The organism is Auritidibacter sp. NML130574, assembly GCF_003185725.2.
In the GTDB taxonomy this organism is placed as follows: Bacteria; Actinomycetota; Actinomycetes; order Actinomycetales; family Micrococcaceae; genus Auritidibacter; species Auritidibacter ignavus.
Genome location: NZ_CP031746.1, coordinates 2,409,475 through 2,430,447 on the forward strand (window position 1 = coordinate 2,409,475; position 20,973 = coordinate 2,430,447).

The 20,973-nt window shown below is 61.0% G+C and carries 19 protein-coding genes; 12 read left to right on the top strand and 7 right to left on the bottom strand.

The genetic code is table 11. The features are described from left to right. The first annotated feature begins 7 nt into the window (after nt 1–7). Nucleotides 8–1,006 (top strand): AAA family ATPase, encoded by a 999-nt coding sequence (locus DCC27_RS10940; RefSeq protein WP_110101413.1) that lies wholly within the window; start codon nt 8–10, stop codon nt 1,004–1,006. Here the strand turns inward: DCC27_RS10940 and DCC27_RS10945 are convergent. From DCC27_RS10945 to purB, 3 genes are read right to left on the bottom strand one after another with little or no spacing between them, the layout of a single operon-like run. Beyond that, nucleotides 1,003–1,917: a hypothetical protein gene (locus DCC27_RS10945; RefSeq protein WP_110110943.1), complete on the bottom strand. Its 915-nt coding sequence runs from the start codon at nt 1,915–1,917 to the stop codon at nt 1,003–1,005. The genes DCC27_RS10940 and DCC27_RS10945 overlap by 4 nt on opposite strands. Nucleotides 1,918–1,977: 60 nt before the next feature. Further along, nucleotides 1,978–2,874 carry a trimeric intracellular cation channel family protein gene (locus DCC27_RS10950; protein WP_341771012.1) on the bottom strand — a complete coding sequence of 299 codons (897 nt, stop codon included), beginning with the start codon at nt 2,872–2,874 and terminating at the stop codon, nt 1,978–1,980. Nucleotides 2,875–2,891: 17 nt separating this feature from the next. Next, the gene (purB, locus tag DCC27_RS10955; RefSeq protein WP_110110942.1) at nt 2,892–4,337 is read right to left on the bottom strand and encodes an adenylosuccinate lyase; all 1,446 of its coding nucleotides are present in this window, start codon (nt 4,335–4,337) and stop codon (nt 2,892–2,894) included. Between the two features lie 170 nt (nt 4,338–4,507). Between purB and DCC27_RS10960 the strand changes: the two genes are divergently transcribed. Continuing rightward, nucleotides 4,508–4,924, top strand: a complete 417-nt coding sequence (locus DCC27_RS10960; RefSeq protein ID WP_110110941.1) for a hypothetical protein — start codon at nt 4,508–4,510, stop codon at nt 4,922–4,924. Beyond that, a complete protein-coding gene (locus DCC27_RS10965) occupies nt 4,924–6,498 on the top strand; it encodes a hypothetical protein (protein WP_148707536.1) in 1,575 nt (524 codons plus the stop codon). Before DCC27_RS10960 ends, DCC27_RS10965 begins: the two co-directional genes overlap by 1 nt. Before the next feature lie 12 nt (nt 6,499–6,510). Here the strand turns inward: DCC27_RS10965 and DCC27_RS10970 are convergent, their stop codons facing one another. Further along, nucleotides 6,511–6,906 carry a phage holin family protein gene (locus DCC27_RS10970; protein ID WP_110110939.1) on the bottom strand — a complete coding sequence of 132 codons (396 nt, stop codon included), beginning with the start codon at nt 6,904–6,906 and terminating at the stop codon, nt 6,511–6,513. A gap of 64 nt (nt 6,907–6,970) precedes the next feature. Here DCC27_RS10970 and DCC27_RS10975 point away from each other — a divergent pair, with 64 nt between their 5' ends. The 9 genes from DCC27_RS10975 to DCC27_RS11015 all read left to right on the top strand — a co-directional run bounded on the left by DCC27_RS10975 (nt 6,971) and on the right by DCC27_RS11015 (nt 18,193). After that, a complete protein-coding gene (locus tag DCC27_RS10975; protein WP_110110952.1) occupies nt 6,971–8,164 on the top strand; it encodes a histidinol-phosphate transaminase in 1,194 nt (397 codons plus the stop codon). 133 nt (nt 8,165–8,297) lie between these two features. Further along, entirely contained in the window at nt 8,298–9,506 is a 1,209-nt protein-coding gene (locus DCC27_RS10980; protein ID WP_110110938.1) for a thiamine pyrophosphate-dependent enzyme, read from the top strand. Next, nucleotides 9,503–10,507: an alpha-ketoacid dehydrogenase subunit beta gene (locus tag DCC27_RS10985; RefSeq protein ID WP_110110937.1), complete on the top strand. Its 1,005-nt coding sequence runs from the start codon at nt 9,503–9,505 to the stop codon at nt 10,505–10,507. The genes DCC27_RS10980 and DCC27_RS10985 overlap by 4 nt, the downstream gene beginning before the upstream one ends. 15 nt (nt 10,508–10,522) lie before the next feature. Then, nucleotides 10,523–11,878: a dihydrolipoamide acetyltransferase family protein gene (locus DCC27_RS10990; protein WP_110110936.1), complete on the top strand. Its 1,356-nt coding sequence runs from the start codon at nt 10,523–10,525 to the stop codon at nt 11,876–11,878. A 390-nt stretch (nt 11,879–12,268) separates the two neighbouring features. Next, nucleotides 12,269–13,099 carry an alpha/beta fold hydrolase gene (locus DCC27_RS10995; RefSeq protein WP_166769842.1) on the top strand — a complete coding sequence of 277 codons (831 nt, stop codon included), beginning with the start codon at nt 12,269–12,271 and terminating at the stop codon, nt 13,097–13,099. Nucleotides 13,100–13,209: 110 nt separating this feature from the next. Continuing rightward, on the top strand, nt 13,210–13,983 hold the full coding sequence (locus DCC27_RS11000; RefSeq protein ID WP_256372019.1) for a LamB/YcsF family protein: 774 nt from the start codon (nt 13,210–13,212) through the stop codon (nt 13,981–13,983). Next, nucleotides 13,980–15,641 (top strand): urea amidolyase family protein, encoded by a 1,662-nt coding sequence (locus tag DCC27_RS11005; protein ID WP_110110934.1) that lies wholly within the window; start codon nt 13,980–13,982, stop codon nt 15,639–15,641. Before DCC27_RS11000 ends, DCC27_RS11005 begins: the two co-directional genes overlap by 4 nt. A gap of 37 nt (nt 15,642–15,678) precedes the next feature. After that, entirely contained in the window at nt 15,679–17,418 is a 1,740-nt protein-coding gene (locus DCC27_RS11010; RefSeq protein ID WP_110101451.1) for a biotin carboxylase N-terminal domain-containing protein, read from the top strand. Continuing rightward, nucleotides 17,411–18,193, top strand: coding sequence for a GntR family transcriptional regulator (locus tag DCC27_RS11015; protein ID WP_110110933.1), 783 nt, complete (start codon nt 17,411–17,413; stop codon nt 18,191–18,193). Before DCC27_RS11010 ends, DCC27_RS11015 begins: the two co-directional genes overlap by 8 nt. Here the strand turns inward: DCC27_RS11015 and DCC27_RS11020 are convergent. The 3 genes from DCC27_RS11020 to DCC27_RS11030 form a co-directional block, all read right to left on the bottom strand. Beyond that, entirely contained in the window at nt 18,110–18,886 is a 777-nt protein-coding gene (locus DCC27_RS11020; RefSeq protein WP_110098147.1) for a putative hydro-lyase, read from the bottom strand. The genes DCC27_RS11015 and DCC27_RS11020 overlap by 84 nt on opposite strands. Then, nucleotides 18,883–20,058 carry an NRAMP family divalent metal transporter gene (locus tag DCC27_RS11025; RefSeq protein WP_233242879.1) on the bottom strand — a complete coding sequence of 392 codons (1,176 nt, stop codon included), beginning with the start codon at nt 20,056–20,058 and terminating at the stop codon, nt 18,883–18,885. Before DCC27_RS11025 ends, DCC27_RS11020 begins: the two co-directional genes overlap by 4 nt. 297 nt (nt 20,059–20,355) lie before the next feature. Continuing rightward, complete coding sequence (locus tag DCC27_RS11030; protein ID WP_110110932.1) at nt 20,356–20,898, bottom strand: hypothetical protein; 543 nt, start codon at nt 20,896–20,898, stop codon at nt 20,356–20,358. Between the last annotated feature and the right edge of the window lie 75 nt (nt 20,899–20,973).

The window sequence follows — 20,973 nt, forward strand, 5'->3', positions numbered from 1 at the left end:
TTTCTCCATGTCAGGGCTAAGCCACGACATTTCTGCCTTAGTCGCCAACCACGCTGCCGGCGACGACGAAAGCTTCTATGCGGTGGCCCGCGACGTTGCTACCCGCGAGCTACGCGACGGGCGACGCAACTCCGCCCAAGAGATTCACAACGCGGTCAATGCTGCCACCGGTGAGAAAGCCAGCGAAGACGAAGACCTCGACGCCGAATACACCGACGCGTTGGTTGATTCGGACCTGACCGAATATATTGAGGTCACCCGCCCCAAAGGACATCTGGATGATCTGATCATCTCTGACGACCTCATCGAACGGCTCCGGCAACTGATTGCCGAGCACCGTTCGGAAGAAGAACTCAAAGAAGCCGGCCTCTATCCAGCCTACCGGGTGCTCTTAGAAGGCCCGGCCGGGACTGGTAAAACCGCTACCGCCAAAATTTTGGCCTCAGAACTGGGGTTGCCACTGGTCACCGTCTGGTTGGACTCGCTGTTGGCTGCCTACTCCGAAGATGAGGACGTCCGATCCTTACGCGGCGTGTTCAAAAAACTCACCCAGCGCAATGCGATCTTCCTCTTCGACATGTTCGGCGTCGTCGCCATCGAACACCGCGACGCCCGGGACCGTGGCGTGTTCCGGGCGTTCATGATGTTTTTGGACGAGATTCAGCCCGGCTCCATCGCGCTGGCGGCCACCAATCGGCGGGAAGCGCTGGAACGGTACATGTTCCGCCACTTCGACGTCGTGCTGAACTTTTCGCTACCAGACCCGCGGGTGGCGGTCCAGGTGATGCGCAATGAACTGGGTAACCTGGCTCCGGACGTCACGGTCAATGAGGCCGACGTGTACGGCCAATACATGCCCGGACTCAGCCACGCCGAACTGGTGCTGGCCGCCCAGGACGCCGCCAAGGCCGCAGTGCTACGTGGCGCGACCCAGGTGACACAGGACGATCTGATTTTCGCACTCACCAACCGTGGAGCGCACATGCTCAACGACCACGAGGACTAGTACCCTGCCGATACCGCCCTCAGTGCTGAGCGCGGGAAGCGAACACCACGGCCACCAGTGACAGCAGGCAACAACCGGCCAGGAAGGCACCTTGGCCTCCCGAGGTGAAGGTGATGACCAGGCCGTCGCCGGTCGCTACGGCCAGCACGGCGAGCCACGCAGAACTCGAGGCCAGACCGAGCAGGATCGCAAAAGCGGTGACCGAGCCGATCATCGCCCCGGGCGGCCGGGCGGGAGAGCCCGACGTGTTCGAAGGTCATCGGCGAGATGGCGAACACCGCCAGGGTGTAGTTGATGGCATTGTGGCCGGTCATCATCAAAAACCCGGTGATGAGCTCGTGCAAATGGTAGCGGAACAGTCGTGAGACGGGGACGCGCTGGTGATCTGCTCGCTGCTCCGCGCGGGCACGGGCCACCACGTACTCGGGTATTTCTTCCAGCCGTTGGCGGATGAAAACCGCCAGAGCGAACAGCACCACGCTGACCAGGAAGGGAAGTCGCCACGCCCACGCCAACAGCGCCTGGTCACTGAGCCGAGACCGCCAGGAACGCCAGTGTCGCCAGGGCGATACCGGCCGCAGGCCTGCCCACGACGAATGAGGTGAACAGTCCACGCCGTTTTGGGGAACAAATTCGGCTACCAGCGTGGTGGCCCCGGAGAGCCCGATGCCGGCGGTAGCCACACCCATGACCATGACGGTCAGCAACAATGCGGGGCGACGGCCGTAGTGGTCGCCGACATGACCAATGATCAACCCTCCCAGCCGACGGGCAATACATCCCACCGCAAAAGTGGCGAACGCAGCCAGCGTGGCAGGTGTCTCCCCGCCGGGGCAGAACAGCGGCGCGACTAGGGCTCGGTGGGCGTCAGCAGACGGGCGCTCACGACGTTGTTCAAGTATGGCCGTCATTTATCAATGCTCAACGTCAGCCCCCAGAAAACGGCCTGTTTATGACACCGGGCACACACCCTAGAACTTGTCGGGGCCGTGATCGGGATCTGAATCATCCGAGTCAGAACCTGGATCGTCATCGGGACCATCAAGCTCGTCGAGTTCATCCTCCAACTCGTCCGCTAATTCCTCTTCATCGTCAGGCTTGGGATCGATACGTTGCCAGGGCCAGGCGAAGGTCCCGCCAAAAGCCGCGCTGGGAGCATGCCACTTAAATCGCAAGGCCACGAGCCGGAAACTAAACACCGCCACGGCAGTCACGGCACCCCAGAGTGGCTCGTAGACATCCAAGGCGTTCAAAATCGCCACCACCGCAGCGCCGGAGACCGCCGGGATGGCATAAATATCGTGGGGGTTGAAGATGGCCGGGATCTGGTTGGCCACCACATCGCGTAAGAGCCCGCCAAAGACCGCGGTGGCAGCGCCCAACAGTGTTGCCGAGACGACCGGTAGCCCCGCATCGGTGGCGATCAGGGTACCGACCACGCAAAACACAGCGAGTCCTCCGGCATCAAACACCAGGATCGTGCGTCGGAGCCGGTCTGAGTCAATGACTCGGATATACACCAGCAAGACCGCCAGGGCCACCGGGATCATGTAGGACGGGGAAGCGAACGCATTGGGGACCCCAGCGTTAATAATCACATCGCGGACCACACCGCCACCCAGTCCGGTCAGCGCTGCCAGCAGCGCCGAGCCGATGATGTCGAAACCACGCCGGGAGGCCAGCAGTGCACCGGAGACCGCGAAGAAGAACACCCCGGATAGGTCGGCAAAATAGACAATATCGGGCAGATAGTCCACCGAAGAGTCTGGCATCTGCTCCGTGGGTTCCGGGAATTCATCGATCCCGCGGGGCTGTTGGTCCTGGATATCGTCTGGGTCGGTCTGGGCCAGGATGAATGACGCTAACACACTGGTGAGGCTTCGCGTTAGCGACGTCCCTCAAGCGTTTCGGCCGCCAATTGTGCGGCCACCCCGGTGTAGGCCGCGGGGGTGAGCTTCAGTAGCTGCTCCTCGGCCTGGGAACTCAGCCCCAAGGACCGGACAAACTCGCGCATCCGCTCGGGGGTCACTCGCTGACCGCGGGTGAGTTCTTTGAGCCGTTCGTAGGGTTGTTCCATGCCTTCGGTGCCGGCAATGGCTTCAGCGCGCATCACGGTCTGGATGGCCTCACCGAGTACTTCCCAGTTGTTATCCAGGTCCGCGGCCAGCACTTCCTCGGCGACGGTGAGTTGCCCCAGCCCGCGAGTGACGTTGGACAGGGCCAGCACCGAGTGGCCCAGCCCCACCCCGATATTGCGTTGGGAGGTGGAGTCGGTCAGGTCGCGTTGCCACCGGGACTCGATCAGGGTCTGACCCAGTGTGTGCAGGATGGCATTGGACAACTCGCAGTTGGCCTCGGCATTTTCGAAACGGATCGGATTGACCTTGTGCGGCATGGTCGAAGACCCGGTCGCCCCAGCAACCGGGACCTGGGTGAAATAGCCGATGGAGATATAGGACCACACGTCCTGGCAGAACCCGTGCAGGATCTGGTTGAACCGGCTGAGATCATCGTAGAGCTCTGCCTGGTAGTCGTGCGATTCGATCTGCGTGGTCAGGGGATTAAAGCTCAGCCCTAAGCTTTCCACAAAGGACTGAGCAATTACCGGCCAGTTGGCGTGGGGGACAGCCACGTGGTGGGCGGCGTAAGTGCCGGTGGCGCCATTAATCTTGCCCAGGTATTGCTGGCGGGAGATGCGATCCAGCTGGCGTTGCAGGCGGTGGACAAACACCGCCAATTCTTTGCCCAGGGTGGTTGGGGTTGCCGGCTGGCCGTGGGTGCGTGAGAGCATCGGGGTGTGTTGACACCCTTGTGCGAGCTCGGCGATCGTGTCGATCGTTTCTTGCGCTCGCGGGATCCAGACCTGGTGGATCGCATCGCGAATACCCAGGGCATAGGCGAGGTTATTAATGTCTTCGCTGGTGCAGGCGAAGTGCACCAGCGAAGTCAGCCGCTGCAGTCCCATGTCTTTCAGATGGGCGGAGATGAAGTATTCCACGGCTTTGACGTCGTGGACGGTGGTGGCCTCAAACTCAGCCAGTTCGGCAATTGAGGCAGCGTCGAACTCGGTGTACAGCCGGCGTAACTCGTGCTTCTGGTCGGCGGAGAGCTGGTCCAGACCAGGCAGGACCTGAAGTTCACACAGGTGAATGAACCACTCGACCTCCACCACCACACGATTTCTATTCAGTGCCGCCTCGGAAAGATGCTCGGTGAGCTCCGAAACGGATGACCGATACCGGCCATCCAGGGGCCCGAGCACTGCCCCGGCGTCAGCCAAAGAACGACGTGCAGAATCGGTGGTCGCGAGTGAAGAATCAGTGGAGGTCATTTTTCTATTTTTGCACGTTTTTCCGCCCGGTCCACAGGCTTGAAGGTTTGCAACGGTTATCCACTGTTGGCCCGAGAAGACGGTGGAGAACGTGGGTGCTTCCTACGCTGAATTCGTCGATACGTTGATTCGATGAGATATGAGATGACGCAGGAGACGAAAGGCGCGAGATGACACTGATTGAAACCGCCACCGGAGCGTATTGCACGCATGTGGCCCCTCACATTCAGCAGTGGTCGGAGGGGCCCGGGGTGGGAGACCTGGGAGTGGCCGCCATCGAGAAAGCCATCCTGGCACTGGAAACGGTCGTGGAGGAAGTTCAGGGGGTTCAGGCAGAAATTGAGCAGCTGGCCTCCCGACTCCGCGATATCGGTGGCCTGGACTGGCACTCGATGGCCGGGGAAGCGTTCAAAGACAAGACCCGACGTACCGAGGCGAAGACCCGGGATATCTCTGACTCGGCGCTTGCCATGAAACAGGCGGGCCGGAAGGGAATCGACGAGCTACGGGTCCAGGCGGCCCAGGCCCGGGATGCTCTGAACGCGGCCCGGTCCACGGTCGCTGATATTGCCACGGGAGTGTGCTGATGGCCTCGGTGGTGGGTGGAGCCTCGTCAATCCAGGGCAATCTTGAAGAACTGGAACGTGGTAGTCAATTCTTGAAAGACATTGCAGTGCGTGCCGGGGTACTGGGGGCAAAAGCTACTGCATGGAGTGGTGCGCTGAGTTTCGCAACATTGACCGTTCCTTCAGGAGCCCAGGTACGGGCCCGTGCTGTCGAGGTGAGTTCAGGACTGGCCTGGCTGGCCACTGAATCCTACGGCTTAGCTGAGGGCGTGGATTTCGCTGTGGCAGGATACCGTCAGGCCGAACGCGTGGTCGAAGAGCAGATGTCTTCCTTAATGCTGGCGGTGTCCGGAACACGAATGTTGGGGGATCTGGTGACCGGCCAAGATATCCGCACCGAAGACCTAGCCCGCTTACTCGAAGACGGGCCCGAAGCGGTATTAAACCTGCTACACGTTGGTTTTAGTCCGGCCGGCGGCCTTGCTCTTGGCACAGTAGCCAATGTCACTGAAGCCGGTTTGAAACTGATAACCGACAACCCGGAGCTCTCCCAGACTGAAGCATTGTGGATGCTGGCCGGAGGCGTGGTTGGCACGGCGGGACTTTTGCGAGTCGGCCGGTATGACACCACAAACACCACGAAAGGTGACACCGATGCCCAAGGGTGGGCCGATGCTGGACGGGCGGATGGCAGTATTGCGTGGTTGCTGAAGCACCAGGAGGGGTCCTTCCCTGAAAATGCTGGAGAATCATCCATGCAGGTTGGCAGGATCACTCTTGACAGTGGCGAGGAGGTTTATACGGTCAGCTACCCGGGGTCACAATTTGATGACCTGGACATCTCAGACCCTGACGAGCTATTCAACCCCCAACAACTACTTCAAGACTTCGGATTTGAAGAAAATGCCTGGGGTGCCACTGGAATGCGAGAAGGGATGACCTTAGGGTCTCAACACGTCGCTGATGCCACCGTCGACATTCTTGCAGAAGCTGGGGTGCCCGAGGGGGCGAAGGTGATCTTCAGCGGCTATTCCCAAGGCGGTATGCATGCCTCAACGGTGGCGACCAACCCCAAGATCACTGACGTCTACGATGTGGAGGCGGTTGTCACCTACGGTGCACCAGACCACCACGTCGACCACGATCCAGACACTATTTATCTCGGGTTTCAGCACATCAGAGACCGGGCGACCGCGCTCAGCGGCCCGGTACCCGATGGGGGAGTGAACCATTCCCGAGTGATCCTGGAAGATCTCCCTGCGGGGGCAGACCCCGCTGAATCCGGGGCGTTCGGTGCCGGGCACAGCTGGCATAACCTGGAGGAAATGACTCGGGACGCAGTGGCGGATCCGGTGGTTCGGGGGCAACTGGAACATCAGCTGCAACATCTGTCTGGAATCACCACTGGGGCGGTGGCCACCAAAACCTATTCGCTCCAGCGCCGCGATCCCGGAGCACCCCGTAATCCGTTAGACCGGATCGCAGAGGGCGCCCACTCTGTCATGCAAGACGTGGGAAAGAACAGTCGGACCCTAAGCCCCACCACGAGCCCATTAGGGCCGCCCCGGATCAGCATGCCACCGTTGCCCTCCTAACAGGCCGGTGCCTTAGGCTTCGGCTGGCGGAAACAGCGCTGCGAGCACTCGCTGCATAATGGCTGAGGCCAAGGAGATGATAATGGCGGCGAAAATGGCGGTAAACCAGAACTCATCAATTTCTAGGTGCACCGGGAAAACCTGAGAGATCCACGTGCTCAGCCACAACAACACAGCGTTGATCACCAGAGTGAATAACCCCAATGTCAGGCAGGTGACCGGCAGCGAGAGCACCCGCAGAAACGGGCCAATCACGGCGTTCACCACGCCGAAGATGACCGAGACACCGAGGAGTCCAAGGATTTCCTCCCCGGTCGAACTGGCGCCGACGAAATACATTCCGGGTAGTAGCCAGGTGGCAAGCCACACAGCCACCGCGGTAACAGCGGTGTTGAGCAAGAATCTCATGTCCTCATCGTGGCACACGAAGGTGAAAATGTGGTGAGCACCATTCAACGATACGATGGTTTTTATGAATGTCCCTGAATCTTCCGCGTCCCGCGACCACCACCAGGCTCAGCAGCCTGGCACCACAAACGGAGTTTACCCCCGCGCCGTGTTGAACGAGCTTCCCGCCTATGTTGCCGGGAAACCCTCGGGGGAGGTGCCGGGCTTGCGTTCCTATAAGCTCTCGTCCAACGAGAACCCCTACGCCCCGGTGCCAGCGGTGATCGACAAGCTGGCCGAACTGTTCAGCGCCGCACCGACCGAAGACCACGAGCGACCTGCCGGTGAGATTCTCAACCGCTATCCGGACACGATGTACACCGCTCTGCGCCAGGAACTGGGAGAGACCCTGGACGTTGACCCCGACGACATTGTGATCGGCGCCGGATCGCTGGGTGCGCTCACCCAGTTGGTGTCCACTCTGGCGGGCACCAGCGCCGACGGGACCCGTGACGAGGTCATCATCCCGTGGCGTTCCTTTGAGGCTTACCCGATTGTCGTGCTCTCGGCAGGCGCCCAAGATATTCGGGTCCCGTTGCTAGCCGACGGTCGTCACGACCTGCAGGCCATGGCCGACGCACTCACCCCGGCAACGCGGATGATCATGCTGTGTAGCCCCAATAATCCCACCGGCCCGGTGCTGACCACCGCCGAGGTCGATGAATTCATGGCCAAGGTTCCCGCTGATGTTCTCGTGGTCCTCGACGAAGCCTACGTGGAATTTATCGAGGACCCCCAGGCCGTCAATGGCCTGGAATTCTTTGCCCGCTACCCCAATGCGGCCGTGGTGCGAACCTTCTCCAAAGCTCACGGGCTGGCCAATCTTCGGATCGGCTATGCGCTGGTGCATCCGGACCTGATGCCCCACGTGCGCGTGATGGCTACCCCGTTTGCAACCTCCACCATCGCCGAAACCGCCGCGATCACTTCTTTGCAGAACCTCGACCAGGTGCATAAGCGGGTGGCCATCGTCCAGCAACAGCGTCGTTGGGTGTTGAGTGAGCTGCACGCCATGGGTATTCAGGTACCCGAAAGCTCAGCAAACTTCTTCTGGCTGGACCTTCGCGAACGCACCCCGGAATTCGTACAGAAGGCCGCGACGTGGGGTCTGTCCGTGCGCGGGTTCGGACAAGAAGGCGTGCGCGTCACCATTGGTGAAGCTGAAGCCAATGAGCGGTTGTTGCAGATGGTGGCAGAGTTCTTCAACGTCTCTCGGTAAGTCGCCCCCGCAACCGGCGGAGCATTATACAACTGTCCGGCATGGTTTCGCGGTTCTCCTGGTAGATTAGTGATAGTTCTCACGTGTTGGAGTCACCCATTCCAACGCGATGACGACCAGGAAGGACCTTGCCATGACCGAGAGAACCTCTATTGTCCCCGTCGGTGATGATGGGTCAGAGAAGATCCCCGCTGACCTACCTGCCGACACTGTCCAATTCCTCGACCCGGATGGAATCTATCAGCCCTCCCACACTGCGGATCGATTCCAGTCCCACGCGGATCACCTCGATCAGGAACAACTCCAGCAGCTCTACCAGCTGATGGCAACGACCCGCAGAATCGATAACGAGGCCACCAGCCTGCAACGTCAAGGCGAGCTGGTACTCTGGGCCTCCTGCTTCGGTCAAGAAGCTGCCCAAGCTGGGGCAGTCTTTGCTCTGGATGACACCGACCACATTTTCCCCACCTACCGTGAGCATGTGATGGCTTTCCATCGCGGAGTTCCCGTGCGCGATATGCTCACGTTCTTCCGTGGTGCCAAAAACTCCGGGTGGGATTCTCGCGACTTCAACATTCACCCCTACACCATCGTGTTGGGCACCCAAGTTCCCCAAGCCGTGGGGTACTCCTGGGGCACCAAACTCGATTACGCCAAATGGCAGGGTGCTGATCTAAAACATCGCCCCCCGGTAACGCTGGCCTGCTTCGGGGACGGCACCTCCTCGGAAGGTGACGTCCATGCCGGTATGGTCTATGCCGCATCGCAAAACACGCCCACCCTGTTCTTCTGCCAGAACAATCGGTGGGCTATTTCTGTGCCTTTTAACGTCCAATCACGGGTACCGATTTCCACCCGCGCAGCCGGCTACGGCTTCGAAGGCATCAACGTTGACGGTAATGACCCTATCGCGATGTTTGCCGTCACCCAGTGGGCTGCCGAACGCATTCGTTCCGGCAAGGGCCCGGTTTTGATTGAGGCGCACACCTACCGGCGCGGGGCCCACACCACTGCTGATGATCCCACCAAGTACCGGACCAAGGACGAGGAAGATGCCTACGCCCGGTTGGATCCGCTGAGACGCACAGAAGCTTATTTGCGACGGCAATATAAGGTCGACGACGATTTCTTCGAACAGATTGCCACGGATGCCGATGCACAAGCCAATCAATTGCGCGACATGGTCTTGGCGATGGCGCCAGAGAACACGTTGACCCTCGAAGAGTTCATGCAGAACACTTATGCGGAGCCACACCCGTTGATTGATGAAGAACTGGCTGAATACCGTCAGTACCACGCCGGCTTTGCTGACGAACCCGTCGCGAACGGCGGTGAACGATGAGCACTACCGCCGAGACCGCGACGAAGAAACTGACGATTGGTCAAGCCATCAACCAGGCCCTGGCCGATGAACTCGCCAGCGACGACAAGGTGCTACTGCAAGGCGAAGATATCGGCTCACTCGGTGGGGTCTACCGTGTCACCGAGGGCTTGAAAGCCGAATTTGGTGGCGACCGGGTGGTGGATTCGCCGCTGACCGAATCCGGGATTATTGGCACCTCGATCGGGCTGGCGCTAGCTGGTTACCGTCCTGTGGCCGAAATCCAATTCGATGGGTTCGTCTACCCGGGCTTTGACCAGATCACCTCCCAGCTGGCCAAACTCCATGCCCGCATGGATGGGGCCCAACAGGTTCCGGTCACCATCCGACTACCCTACGGTGGCGGGATCGGGTCTGTGGAACACCACGGTGAATCACCGGAGGCCCTGTTCACTCATACCGCTGGGTTGCGGATCCTGACCTATTCCACGGCCCACGACGCCTACTGGCTGACTCGGGCTGGAATTCGTAGCCACGACCCGGTGATGCTCTTTGAGCCCAAGCGTCGCTACTTCGCCCGCAGTATCGTCGACTTCTCCGATCCCGGTCACGCAGCCGACCCATGGAAGGCCGTGGTGGCCAAAGAAGGCACAGACCTTACCTTGGTGGTTTGGGGCGCGATGACCGCGGTCGGACTGGGCGCTGCCGAAGCCGCCGAAGCTGAAGGAATCAGCATCGAGGTGGTGGATCTGCGCTCGCTGTCACCGATCGACTTTGAGACTCTGGAAGCCTCCCTGAAGCGCACAACCCGGATGGTGGTAGCCCACGAAGCCTCCGTGTTTGGTGGGCTCGGCGGTGAAATCGCGGCCCGGCTGACCCAACGGTGCTTCTACTACCTGCAAGCACCGATCGCCCGGGTAGGCGGATGGCACATCCCGTATCCGCCCTCGCAGATTGAGCACGACCACATCCCGGATCTCGACCGCATTCTGGATGCGGTCGACACCACACTGGCTTTCTAACCTGAGGGGGTATTCATGGAAATTTTTAAGCTCCCCGATGTGGGAGAGGGCCTGACCGAAGCCGATATTGTCGAATGGCGGGTTGCCGTCGGTGACACCGTTGCCGTCAACGATGTGCTGGTCGAAATTGAGACCGCTAAATCACTGGTTGAACTCCCCAGCCCCTTTGCCGGCACCATCCACAAGCTCTTCGCTGAGGTCGGCGATACCGTGCTGGTCGGTGAAGACCTGATTGGTATTGGCGACTCAGCAACCGCCGGCGACGAATCTGAGTCCAACGGAGACAGTGCAGTAGCGGCCGATAAACCCTTGGTGGGTTCTGGGCCGAAAAATGAAGCTACCCGTCGCCGGGCACGGAAAAAACCCGCCACCCCAGCCCACCCGAGCACGGCCAGCCAGAAGCCTGACCCAGCACCAGAGTCAGCACCGGAGCAAGCACCGAGTCCGACACCGGCGACAACTGTGGTGCTGGCCAAGCCACCGGTGCGATACTTCGCCAAGACCCAGGGCGTCGATCTTGCGCAGGTCACACCAACCGGTCCTCGCGGCGATGTCACCCGCGCGGATGTGGAGGGCTTTCTGAACCAGTCCACTCCCGCTGGTGCCACGGCTACATCGGGTCGAACCCGAGCTCAGGCACAGGCCACCGATCCCCGGGCTATCGTTGCGCGCACCCCGGTTAAAGGTGTGCGCAAAGCCACCGCGAACGCGGTCATGCAGTCGTATTCGCAGGCTCCGCACGTCTCGGTGTTTAAAGACGTCGACATCACTCGTAGCATGGAGTTCTTGGCCCAGCTCAAGGCCTCACCCTCCTGGGAAGGCATCAAAGTTAGCCCGATGATCCTGGCCATCCGAGCCATGGTCCGCGCCGCCACGATCTACCCTCAGTTCAACTCGCTGTGGGAATCGGGGACACAAGATGGCCAACCCGACGAGATCGTGCAGTACCAGCACGTCAACGTCGCGGTCGCAGCCGCCACGCCTCGCGGGCTGATCGTACCGGTGATCCCGCAGGCGGACTTGTTGAGCCTGAAGGATATCGCGCGAGCGATGATGGAATTGACCTCCCGCGCCAGAGAAGGCAAGACCCAACCGGCCGAACTCGCCGGTGGTACCGTGTCGATCACCAATTTCGGGTCGCTGGGTCTCGATGCCGGAACCCCGATCCTCACCCCGGGCCACACCGCGATCGTGGGCTTGGGTAAAGGGTCGAAGAAGCCGTGGGTGGTGGATGACCAGATCGTGCCCCGCACCGTGCTGACCCTCGGGGGCTCCTTCGACCACCGCGTGGTCGACGGAGCAGAGATTGCCACCTACCTAGGTGAAATCGCTGCCGTGTTGGCTGAACCTGCGGTGCTATTGGACGAATAGTGCAGAGACCTGTCTGCCCATGGACCAGGACAAACCGGGTGAAACGGGGCAGACCAGCATTAAAGAAGCCGACCCGGTTGCTGTCGACAGCAACCGGGTCGGCTCTACTCATCACTCACACCTCGAAGAGGATGTTTAACATCGTAATGACCCCAGATGATTAGACGCTGGAGGAAATATGAACGTTTCCTGGGAATTTGTGTCGCGGAGGATCGGCCTGATGGCCCTCTGATGTTAAGCCAGTCACGTTACACTGGTGGAATTGAAGTGAACTGAAGTGTCGTGAGAGTTCAGGCCGAACCGTGCCTGACAATGTCGTCAGGCGGGGAAGCAACACGATCGGGGCCGACTCACTCAACGACAGACGTCTGCCGAGAATGGAGCCAATCAATGACCGACCAGCTGAAGCACGCGAGCGACGAGCAATCCACCCCGGTGGTCAATACCGTCTCGCTGACCGATTCACCTGCTACCGACAAAGATGTCCTGGTGGTAGGAGCCGGCATGGGGACCGGGGTGCGTGGGCTGTGGCAGCACGCGGCCAACCACTTGGCAGAGCGCTTCAGGGTCATCGGTTGGGATCTGCCCGGCCACGACACCTCACCGCCCCACCAGGCCAAAGTGCGGATTGAGGACCTGGCGGATGCGGTGGCTGCAATCATCACCACCCAGCGGGCTGAGGGAACCATTGGTCCGGAGGCCAAGGTCTACTACGCCGGTGTCTCGATCAGCGGTCAGGTGGGGCTCCAGCTCGGTCTCGACCATGGAGAACTCTTCGACGGAATCGCCATTGTGGCCTCCGCGGCCAAAATCGGCGAGCAGGCGGGTTGGCAAGAGCGCGCCCAACTGGTCGAATCGGCCGGCACCGCAACCCAAGTGATTGGCTCGGTGAGTCGGTGGTTCGCCGAAGGCTTTACCGACCAGCACCCCGACCGGGCTGAATCGTTGCAGACGGTATTAGAAAAAGCCGACCAGGTGTCCTTCGCTCGGCTATGTGAAGCTCTGGGTGCCTTCGATGTGCGCGAAGCGCTGCCGAAGATTTCCGTGCCGATCGTGGCGATCAACGGTGCCGACGATCAGGTGTGTTCCTCCTCGGATGCTCACCTGATTGCCGATCGGGTGCAGCACGGTGCCCAGGCCACCGTCGATCAGGCCGCCCACCAGATTCCCGTGGAACAACCCGAACGGTTGGCTGAGATTCTGCTCGAGAACTTCTCTTAGATCTCGAGGCCTCCTCCGACGCTCACAGAACCCTCGGATTGTTGAACAATTTGAGGGTTGTGTGGCATTCTAGAGATCTACACCACTCGAGATGAGACGGAGGACACGTCGTGAACGCTGAGCACAAACTCACGATCGATATCAACAGTGATGTGGGAGAGTCTTTCGGGAACTACACCATGGGTGATGACGCCGCGATTTTCTCCTCAGTGTCGTCGGCCAATGTGGCCTGTGGGTTTCACGCGGGCGACCCCTCCATTATGCGCAACACCTGCCAGTTGGCAGCTACGCGCGGGCTCACGGTGGGCGCCCATGTTTCCTACAACGACTTCGCTGGATTCGGACGTCGTTTCGTGGATGAGGACCCCGACCAATTGCGCAACGATGTGCTCTATCAGATCGGGGCCCTCGACGCCATGGCTACAGCAGCTGGTACCCGGGTGGCCTATGTCAAACCCCATGGCGCGCTGTATAACACCATCGTCAACCACCGCGAACACGCCGAAGCTGTGGTCGATGCGCTGGTCACCCACGGTCACGGACTGACACTGTTGCTTCTGCCCGGCTCTATTGCCGCCTCCCTGGCCGAATCAGCGGGACTGCCCGTGGTCTATGAAGCGTTTGCCGATCGGGGTTACACCCCGGAGGGGACCCTAGTCTCCCGCCGACAACCCGGCGCGGTGCTCCACGACGAGCAGGAGGTCGTCCACCGGATGGTGCGTCTGGCCACTGAAGGCATCATTGAAGCCGTTGATGGCACCGAGATACAGGTCAACGCCGGTAGCATCTGCGTTCACAGCGACACACCCGGGGCAGTGTCGATGGCTGCCGCGGTGCGTCGTGGCCTGGAAGAAGCCGGTGTGACGATCGAGTCCTTCGCATGAGCGCCCCGACCATCCGCTGGGCCGGTCGTCGCTGCTTTCTGGTGGAATGCGCCGATATCGATCAGGTCATGGCGCTCCACCAGCGCCTGTCCACCCACCCGGTCGCAGGCCAACGCGAAGTCCTGGCCGCGGCTCGCACCGTGGGGCTATTCTTTGACACCGACGCCGAAGCCCGCCACGCCGCCGAAGACATGACCCAGTGGAACTTATCGGATGCCGCATCGCACGACGGCGCGTTGATCACCGTCGAGGTGGTGTATGACGGTGCAGATCTCTGCGAAGTCGCCACCCAGTTGTCCATGAGTGTCGATGAGGTGATCAACTGGCACACCGGCACCACATGGTTGGGCGCCTTCGGTGGTTTCGCCCCAGGATTCACCTATCTGGTTTCCACCGGCGACAGCTATTCCATTCCTCGCCGGCCAACGCCGCGGACACGGGTACCAGCACAGTCGGTGGCCGTGGCGGGAGAATTCTCCGCCGTCTATCCCCAAGCCTCACCGGGCGGGTGGCAACTTCTGGGTCACACCAACGCGGTGATGTGGGATCTTGACCGGTCCTCTCCAGCGCTGGTTGCCCCCGGTGACCGCGTTCAGTATCACGCCGTCCGGGAACGGCTGACCACCACCCAGAACTCCACCGATCACCGGTCTGGTGAGCAACCACCCGAGAAGCTCAGTGCCATCGCAACACCGCAACACGGGCTGGAAATTATCACCACCGGACTCCAGACCTTGGTGCAGGACCTGGGGCGGCCCGGCTACGCCGATCTGGGAGTCAGCCACTCCGGGGTGGCCGATCGGGCCGCGGCCCGGCAAGCCAACCGGCTGGTCGGTAACGACTCCGACGCCGCCGTCCTTGAAGTGCTCATGGGCGGGCTGACGATCCAAGCCCGCGGGCACCACGTGCTGGCGCTCACCGGAACCGGCACCCCTGCACAGATTTGGGCCCCGGAGACCGCACCGACCGGTTCTCGGCTGGCTCCGGTCAACGCAGCTTTTGCGCTCTTCGACGGTGAACACCTGCACCTTCCCACCCCTGAGGCCGGGCTACGCACCTACCTGGCGGTCCGAGGTGGCCTGGAGGCGACCGACCAGCTTGGCAGTCGCGCTACCGACACGCTGTCGGGCATCGGACCAGAATCGGTGCGGGAAGGCGCCGTTCTTGCGGTCAATAAACCCCAACACCCCCTAGCCGCCACCGGAACTGCCGAACCAGCAGTGCACCCCACTCTGCCGAGAGTCGACGGGCCAGCTACCGTACTGCGGGTGCTCCCCGGGCCACGCGATGACTGGTTCGGTCCCGCCGGACTGGAACAGCTGACTGGCCAACCCTGGCGGGTCTCCGACGACTCCAACCGCATCGGCGTGCGGTTCGAACTTCCCGAGGACGGCGCCGCGCTACAACGGGTTCAGGACGCGGAACTGCCGTCTGAACCAGCCGTGACCGGAGCCCTGCAAGTCCCACCATCGGGTCTGCCGGTGCTGTTTCTGGCTGATCATCCCGTCACCGGCGGGTATCCGGTGATCGGTGTGGTGGCTGAGGACGACCTGGACCTAGCTGCGCAATTGCCACCCGGAGCCACCGTGAGGTTCCAGATTGATGACGAGACAACTGATGACAACCCAGGCAAGGACACCCACCATGACCAACACTGACTCCATCGCCACCACAGTCCAGCAACTCACCGGGCGGATGTCCAAAGTCCTGATCGCCAACCGTGGCGAAATCGCGGTGCGCGTTGCCCGGGCAACCCGCGACTGTCATCTGGCCTCGGTGGCGATCTTCTCTGACCCCGATGCTGAGTCCCTGCACGTCGCGGTGGCCGATGAAGCCTACGCGCTGGAGGGATCCGCTTCGGCCGACACCTACCTGAATATCGACAAAATCCTGGAGATCGCCCGCCGGTCCGGAGCCGACGCGGTGCATCCCGGGTACGGGTTCCTGTCAGAAAACGCCGATTTCGCCCGTGCCGTGATCGAGGCTGGACTGACCTGGATCGGTCCCAGCCCCGACGCCATTGCCACCCTGGGAGATAAGCTCTCCGCCCGGGCACTGGCCGTTGAGGTGGGCGCCCCGCTGGTTCCCGGCTCGGACGGGCCGGTGGAATCTGCCGATGAGGCTCGAGCCTTCGGTGAAGAACACGGCCTACCGATCGCCATTAAAGCCGCCTTCGGCGGTGGCGGACGCGGCATGAAGATCGTCCACCGTGTCGATGACATCGAATCCGCTTACGATTCGGCGGTGCGTGAAGCTCGCACCGCTTTCGGTCGCGGCGAGTGCTTTGTTGAGCGCTTCTTACAGCGGCCCCGCCACGTCGAAGCCCAGGTCGTGGCCGATACTCACGGCAATGTGGTCGTGGTCGGTACCCGCGACTGCTCACTGCAGCGACGCAACCAGAAACTCATTGAGGAAGCTCCAGCCCCCTGGTTGAGCCCGGAACAACGCCAGCGGATTCACGACTCGGCCGAGGATATTTGTCGGGCGGCCGGTTATACAGGTGCCGGCACCGTGGAATACCTCGTGGCTCCCGACGGGCTGATCTCGTTTTTGGAGGTCAATACCCGGTTGCAGGTCGAACACCCCGTCACCGAACAAACCACCGGGGTGGATCTGGTCGCCGAGCAGTTCCGGATTGCTGCCGGACTGCCGCTGAGCTTCACGGAAACCCCCGAACCCACCGGGCACAGTTTTGAATTCCGGCTCAACGCCGAAGACCCCGCGTTGGGCTTTGTGCCCAGCCCCGGGACCGTGGAGCGGTTCGAGTCTCCTACCGGTCCGGGCGTGCGCCTGGACAGCGGGGTGGTCTCCGGCTCAGTGGTTCCCGGGGAATATGATTCCATGCTGGCCAAGCTGATTATCACCGGTGCCAATCGCGAACAAGCGCTGATTCGAGCGCGCCAGGCCCTGAAAGAACTGGTGATTACCGGGGTGCCGACTGTGGTGGGCTTCCACCAAGCGGTGCTGGAGACCGAGGACTTCACCAGTACCGAAGAATTCGGGGTCTATACCACCTGGATTGAAGACGAGTTCACCCCTGAACTGCAGGCTTCGCCTTATCTGACCCATCCGGGTTCGGCACGACGAGAGATCACCATCACTCTGGACGGTAAAGCACACGCCTTGGGTCTGCCCGAGGAGCTCTACCGTGCCCTGCGCCACGGTTCTGGCGGGGCTTGCGATGAGGACTCGACCGGCCAGGATGCGACGACTGAACGGTCAGCAACAGCGTTGACTGCCCCCATGAACGGTAGTATCGTCAAGTGGTTAGTCGCTGACGGCGATCAGGTCGAGACCGCAGACCCGGTTGTGGTCGTTGAAGCGATGAAGACCGAAACTACGTTGCGGGCTCCGACGGCGGGAATCTTCCGGCGTGAGTCCTTTAACGAGGGCGATCCCGTGAGACGGGGAGAGGAACTAGGACACTGTGAGTAAGCTCAGTGGGGCAGCCGAGCGAGCTGCCGCGAGGTTGCGCGCTGAGATCTCCCACGGCCAGTTAGTGCCCGGCACTAAATTAGGCGAGCACCGGCTGGCCGACCGCCTGAGCATTTCCCGCAACACTTTGCGTGAGGCCTTTCACTTGCTGGGCGAAGACGGGCTCGTCGAGAAAATCCCGCACCGTGGCGTGTTCGTTGCTCGACCCACCCACGAGGATGTGCGCGAAATCTATCAACTGCGTCGCATGATTGAACCGGCCGCTATCATGTGGGGTCATCTCACCGATGAGCAGCTACGCACCCTGGATGAGGCCACCACGGCGGCGCTGGACTACCGGGAGGCCGGGGCCGTGTCGAAAATGGCCGATGTCAATCAGCTGGTGCACGAAACCATTGCCTCGATGACCGGGTCCACCTCGTTGATTCAACTCATGGAACGCACCCTGGCCAGAGTGCGGTTGGTTTTTCACGGCATGGCCGAAGTTCCCGATTTTCACTCGATGTTTGTCGACGACAACCGGCACGTGGTCACCTGCTTGCTACAGGACCAGCGCGAAGAAGCTGCGGCGTTGATCCCGCCCTATTTCGCTCGGGCTGAATCACTGTTGCTGACCTTTATGTCCCAGTCCCAAAACGATCCAGAACCGCTCAGCGACGAGGCGCCGGCACCACGTCGTGAGGACACCCGGTTAGGGAACCTGGTAGTCGGCATCCCGGGCATCGGTGATCATCATGTGTCCGGGCGCGTGCCCGATGGCCAGATCGGGTGCTGACTCCATCACCGCCGCCTGAGGAGTGACACCGCAGGCCCAGAATACCGGTAACCAGCCCTGCGGGATCTCGGCTGGCGGATCTCCGAAATCCGGGGAATACAGGTCGGTAATCCCGATCTGTTCGGGGGCGCCAATATGGACCGGGGCCCCGTGCACGGCCGGGTAGCGAGAGGTAATCCGTACCGCCTCGGCGATGTGCTCGGCAGGAATCGGGCGCATCGACACCACCAATGGCCCGCGGATTGCTCCGGCGGGCCGACACGGCACAGTGGTGGTATACATGGGCACATTCCGCCCGTGGAGCTGATGAGCGAGCGGAATGCCCGCCTGAGCCAAGGCACGTTCGAAGGTGAACGAACAGCCGATGAGGAAACTGACCAGATCGTCCCGCCACAGCCCGGTGATGTCCTGGGGCTCATCGACCAACTGGCCGTGGCGGTAAACCCGGTATTGGGGTGCATCGGTGCGGATATCTCCGTCGGGGATCAGCTCCGAGCTCGTCTGACCCGGCTCCAGGACTCCTAGCACCGGCATGGGCTTCGGATTGCGCTGAGCGAAGAGCAAGAGATCGAAAGCGTAGTGACGCGGCACGATCAGCAGGTTCGCCTGGGCATAACCATCGCACAGTCCCGCGGTGGGAGATAACCGTCCTGCACGGAATGCTTGGCGGGCGTGAGCGGGGGTTAGTGTCATGCTGCGTTACCGGTCATCAGCTCGATGGCGGGCAGGAACGAGGTAACGGCCAGCACGAGCGTGAGCACCCAGGCCAGGGTTCCGATCACCACCAGCCAGCGCGGGTAGTGATAACCCTGCAACAGGTCGCGACGACGCCAGGCCACCCACAGCAGCACCCCGAAACCAATCGGCAGAATCAGGCCGTTGAAGGCACCGGCAAAGATCAGTAACTGTTGTGGGGCCTGGCCGACGAATAAGAAGATCACCGTGCAGACACCGATCAACCCGATGGTGAGCCAGTTGCGGACCTTCACGCTACCGTCAGAACGGGTGATGAAGGTAACCGAGGTATAGGCGGCGCCAATGACCGAGGTCAACGCGGCAGCCCAGAGCACAATACCGAATAGCCGCAAGCCAATCTCGCCGGCGGCGTGGCGGAACGCATCGGCAGCCACGTTATCCGCCGCCAGCGTGACGCCAGAGGCAACCACACCGAGGATGGCCAGGAACAATAGCACGCGCATCACACCGGTGACGACAATACCGAGAATGGAGGTGTTGGTGATCTGACGGACGGACTCGGGTCCGCGAATGCCGGAATCGATCATGCGGTGGGCGCCGGCAAAGGTGATATAGCCACCCACCGTACCGCCGACCAGTGTGGTGATCACCAACATATCGACCTGCTCGGGCATCACAGTGTTCTTCAAGGCTTCGCCTACCGGTGGGGCGGCGACGATGGCGACGTAGAGCATGAGCAGAATCATCACGGCGCCTAAGATCACCACAATGCGGTCCAGAGCCATACCCGCGCGCTTGGAGAGGAAGATCAGGATAGCCAGCACGGCCGAGATGGCGCCACCGATACGGGCATCTGCTCCGAACATGGCGTTGGTGCCTAGTCCTGCGCCGGCGATGTTACCGATGTTGAATACCGCGCCGCCGATGAAGACCAAGCCGGCTAGCACCCAGCCGATGCCGGGGAGGACTTTATTGCCCAGTTCTTGGGCGCGCATCCCGGACAGACCGATAACGCGCCAGACGTTGAGTTGCACACAGATATCGATGAGGATCGACGCCAAGATCGCAAATGCGAAGGCGGCCCCGAGCTGAACGGTGAAGTTGGCGGTCTGGGTGATAAAGCCCGGACCAATCGAGCTGGTGGCCATTAAGAACATCGCACCCAACAAGGCGGTGCGACGAACATTCTTGGGCTTTTTGGATTTTTTGGTGGTTTCCGAGACGGTGGGTTCTTGTTCGGATACAGCGGTCGTGGTGGGACCTGCCTCTTCGTGGGTGTTGGACACAGCGGCCTCCGCGGGTGAATGGTATCTCCGTGACGTGAACTGAATCACGCATATTGTGAGGGTAGCTTACAGGTTGTTGAACAATATCTGCAAGATCTTGTTCAACAATATGAGCCGGGGCGGAGGGGGCTCGCGTGCGAGCCTGGTGGTGTCGGTGTCCTACAGGCTCGACATAGTGGCTTAGGCGACCCGGTCCGAGATGCTGGCGAAGATAGCGTCCATGGTGGACACGAAGAGATTTGCCGCCTCGTCATCCAAGAACCGGCACAGGGCTCGGTGGCCGTTAGGGCCATCAACTTCCATCAGGGCAATGGCTTCCATCTGCCGATGGGGCAGGACCCACATCCGAGCCACCGGCTTGGTGGTGTCTGGAACCGGCTTATTTTCCTCGTTGGTGGTCAGCGTGAAACCAAGGTATTGCACCCCGGGAGCTTGGGAGGTCTCAGCGTCGCGCACGTGTGCCCCACCGATCCGGGAGCTGGCCGGTGACGTGGTCAGACTATTGATCAGAGACACCGTAGCCACCGCGTCGTTACGGTCGGAGAAGATCGCCAGTGGCTGGGTTTTTGCTGCCGAGAAATACACGAGCGCATACGGGCCGGTGGTCGGGTTTCCGCCAATAATCAGACCCTGGTTCTGCTCTCGCGTCTCGCCCGGAGCAATCCAGTTCTGCAAGGGTTCGAAATCGGCGGAGTGCTTGCTGGAAGAGCGCTGATCGGTCATGTCTGACAGCCTAGTGTTGCCCCAGTCTTGAGGCTAGAACCCGACGTACCTTATTCATATTGAGCGCGTAGCTCA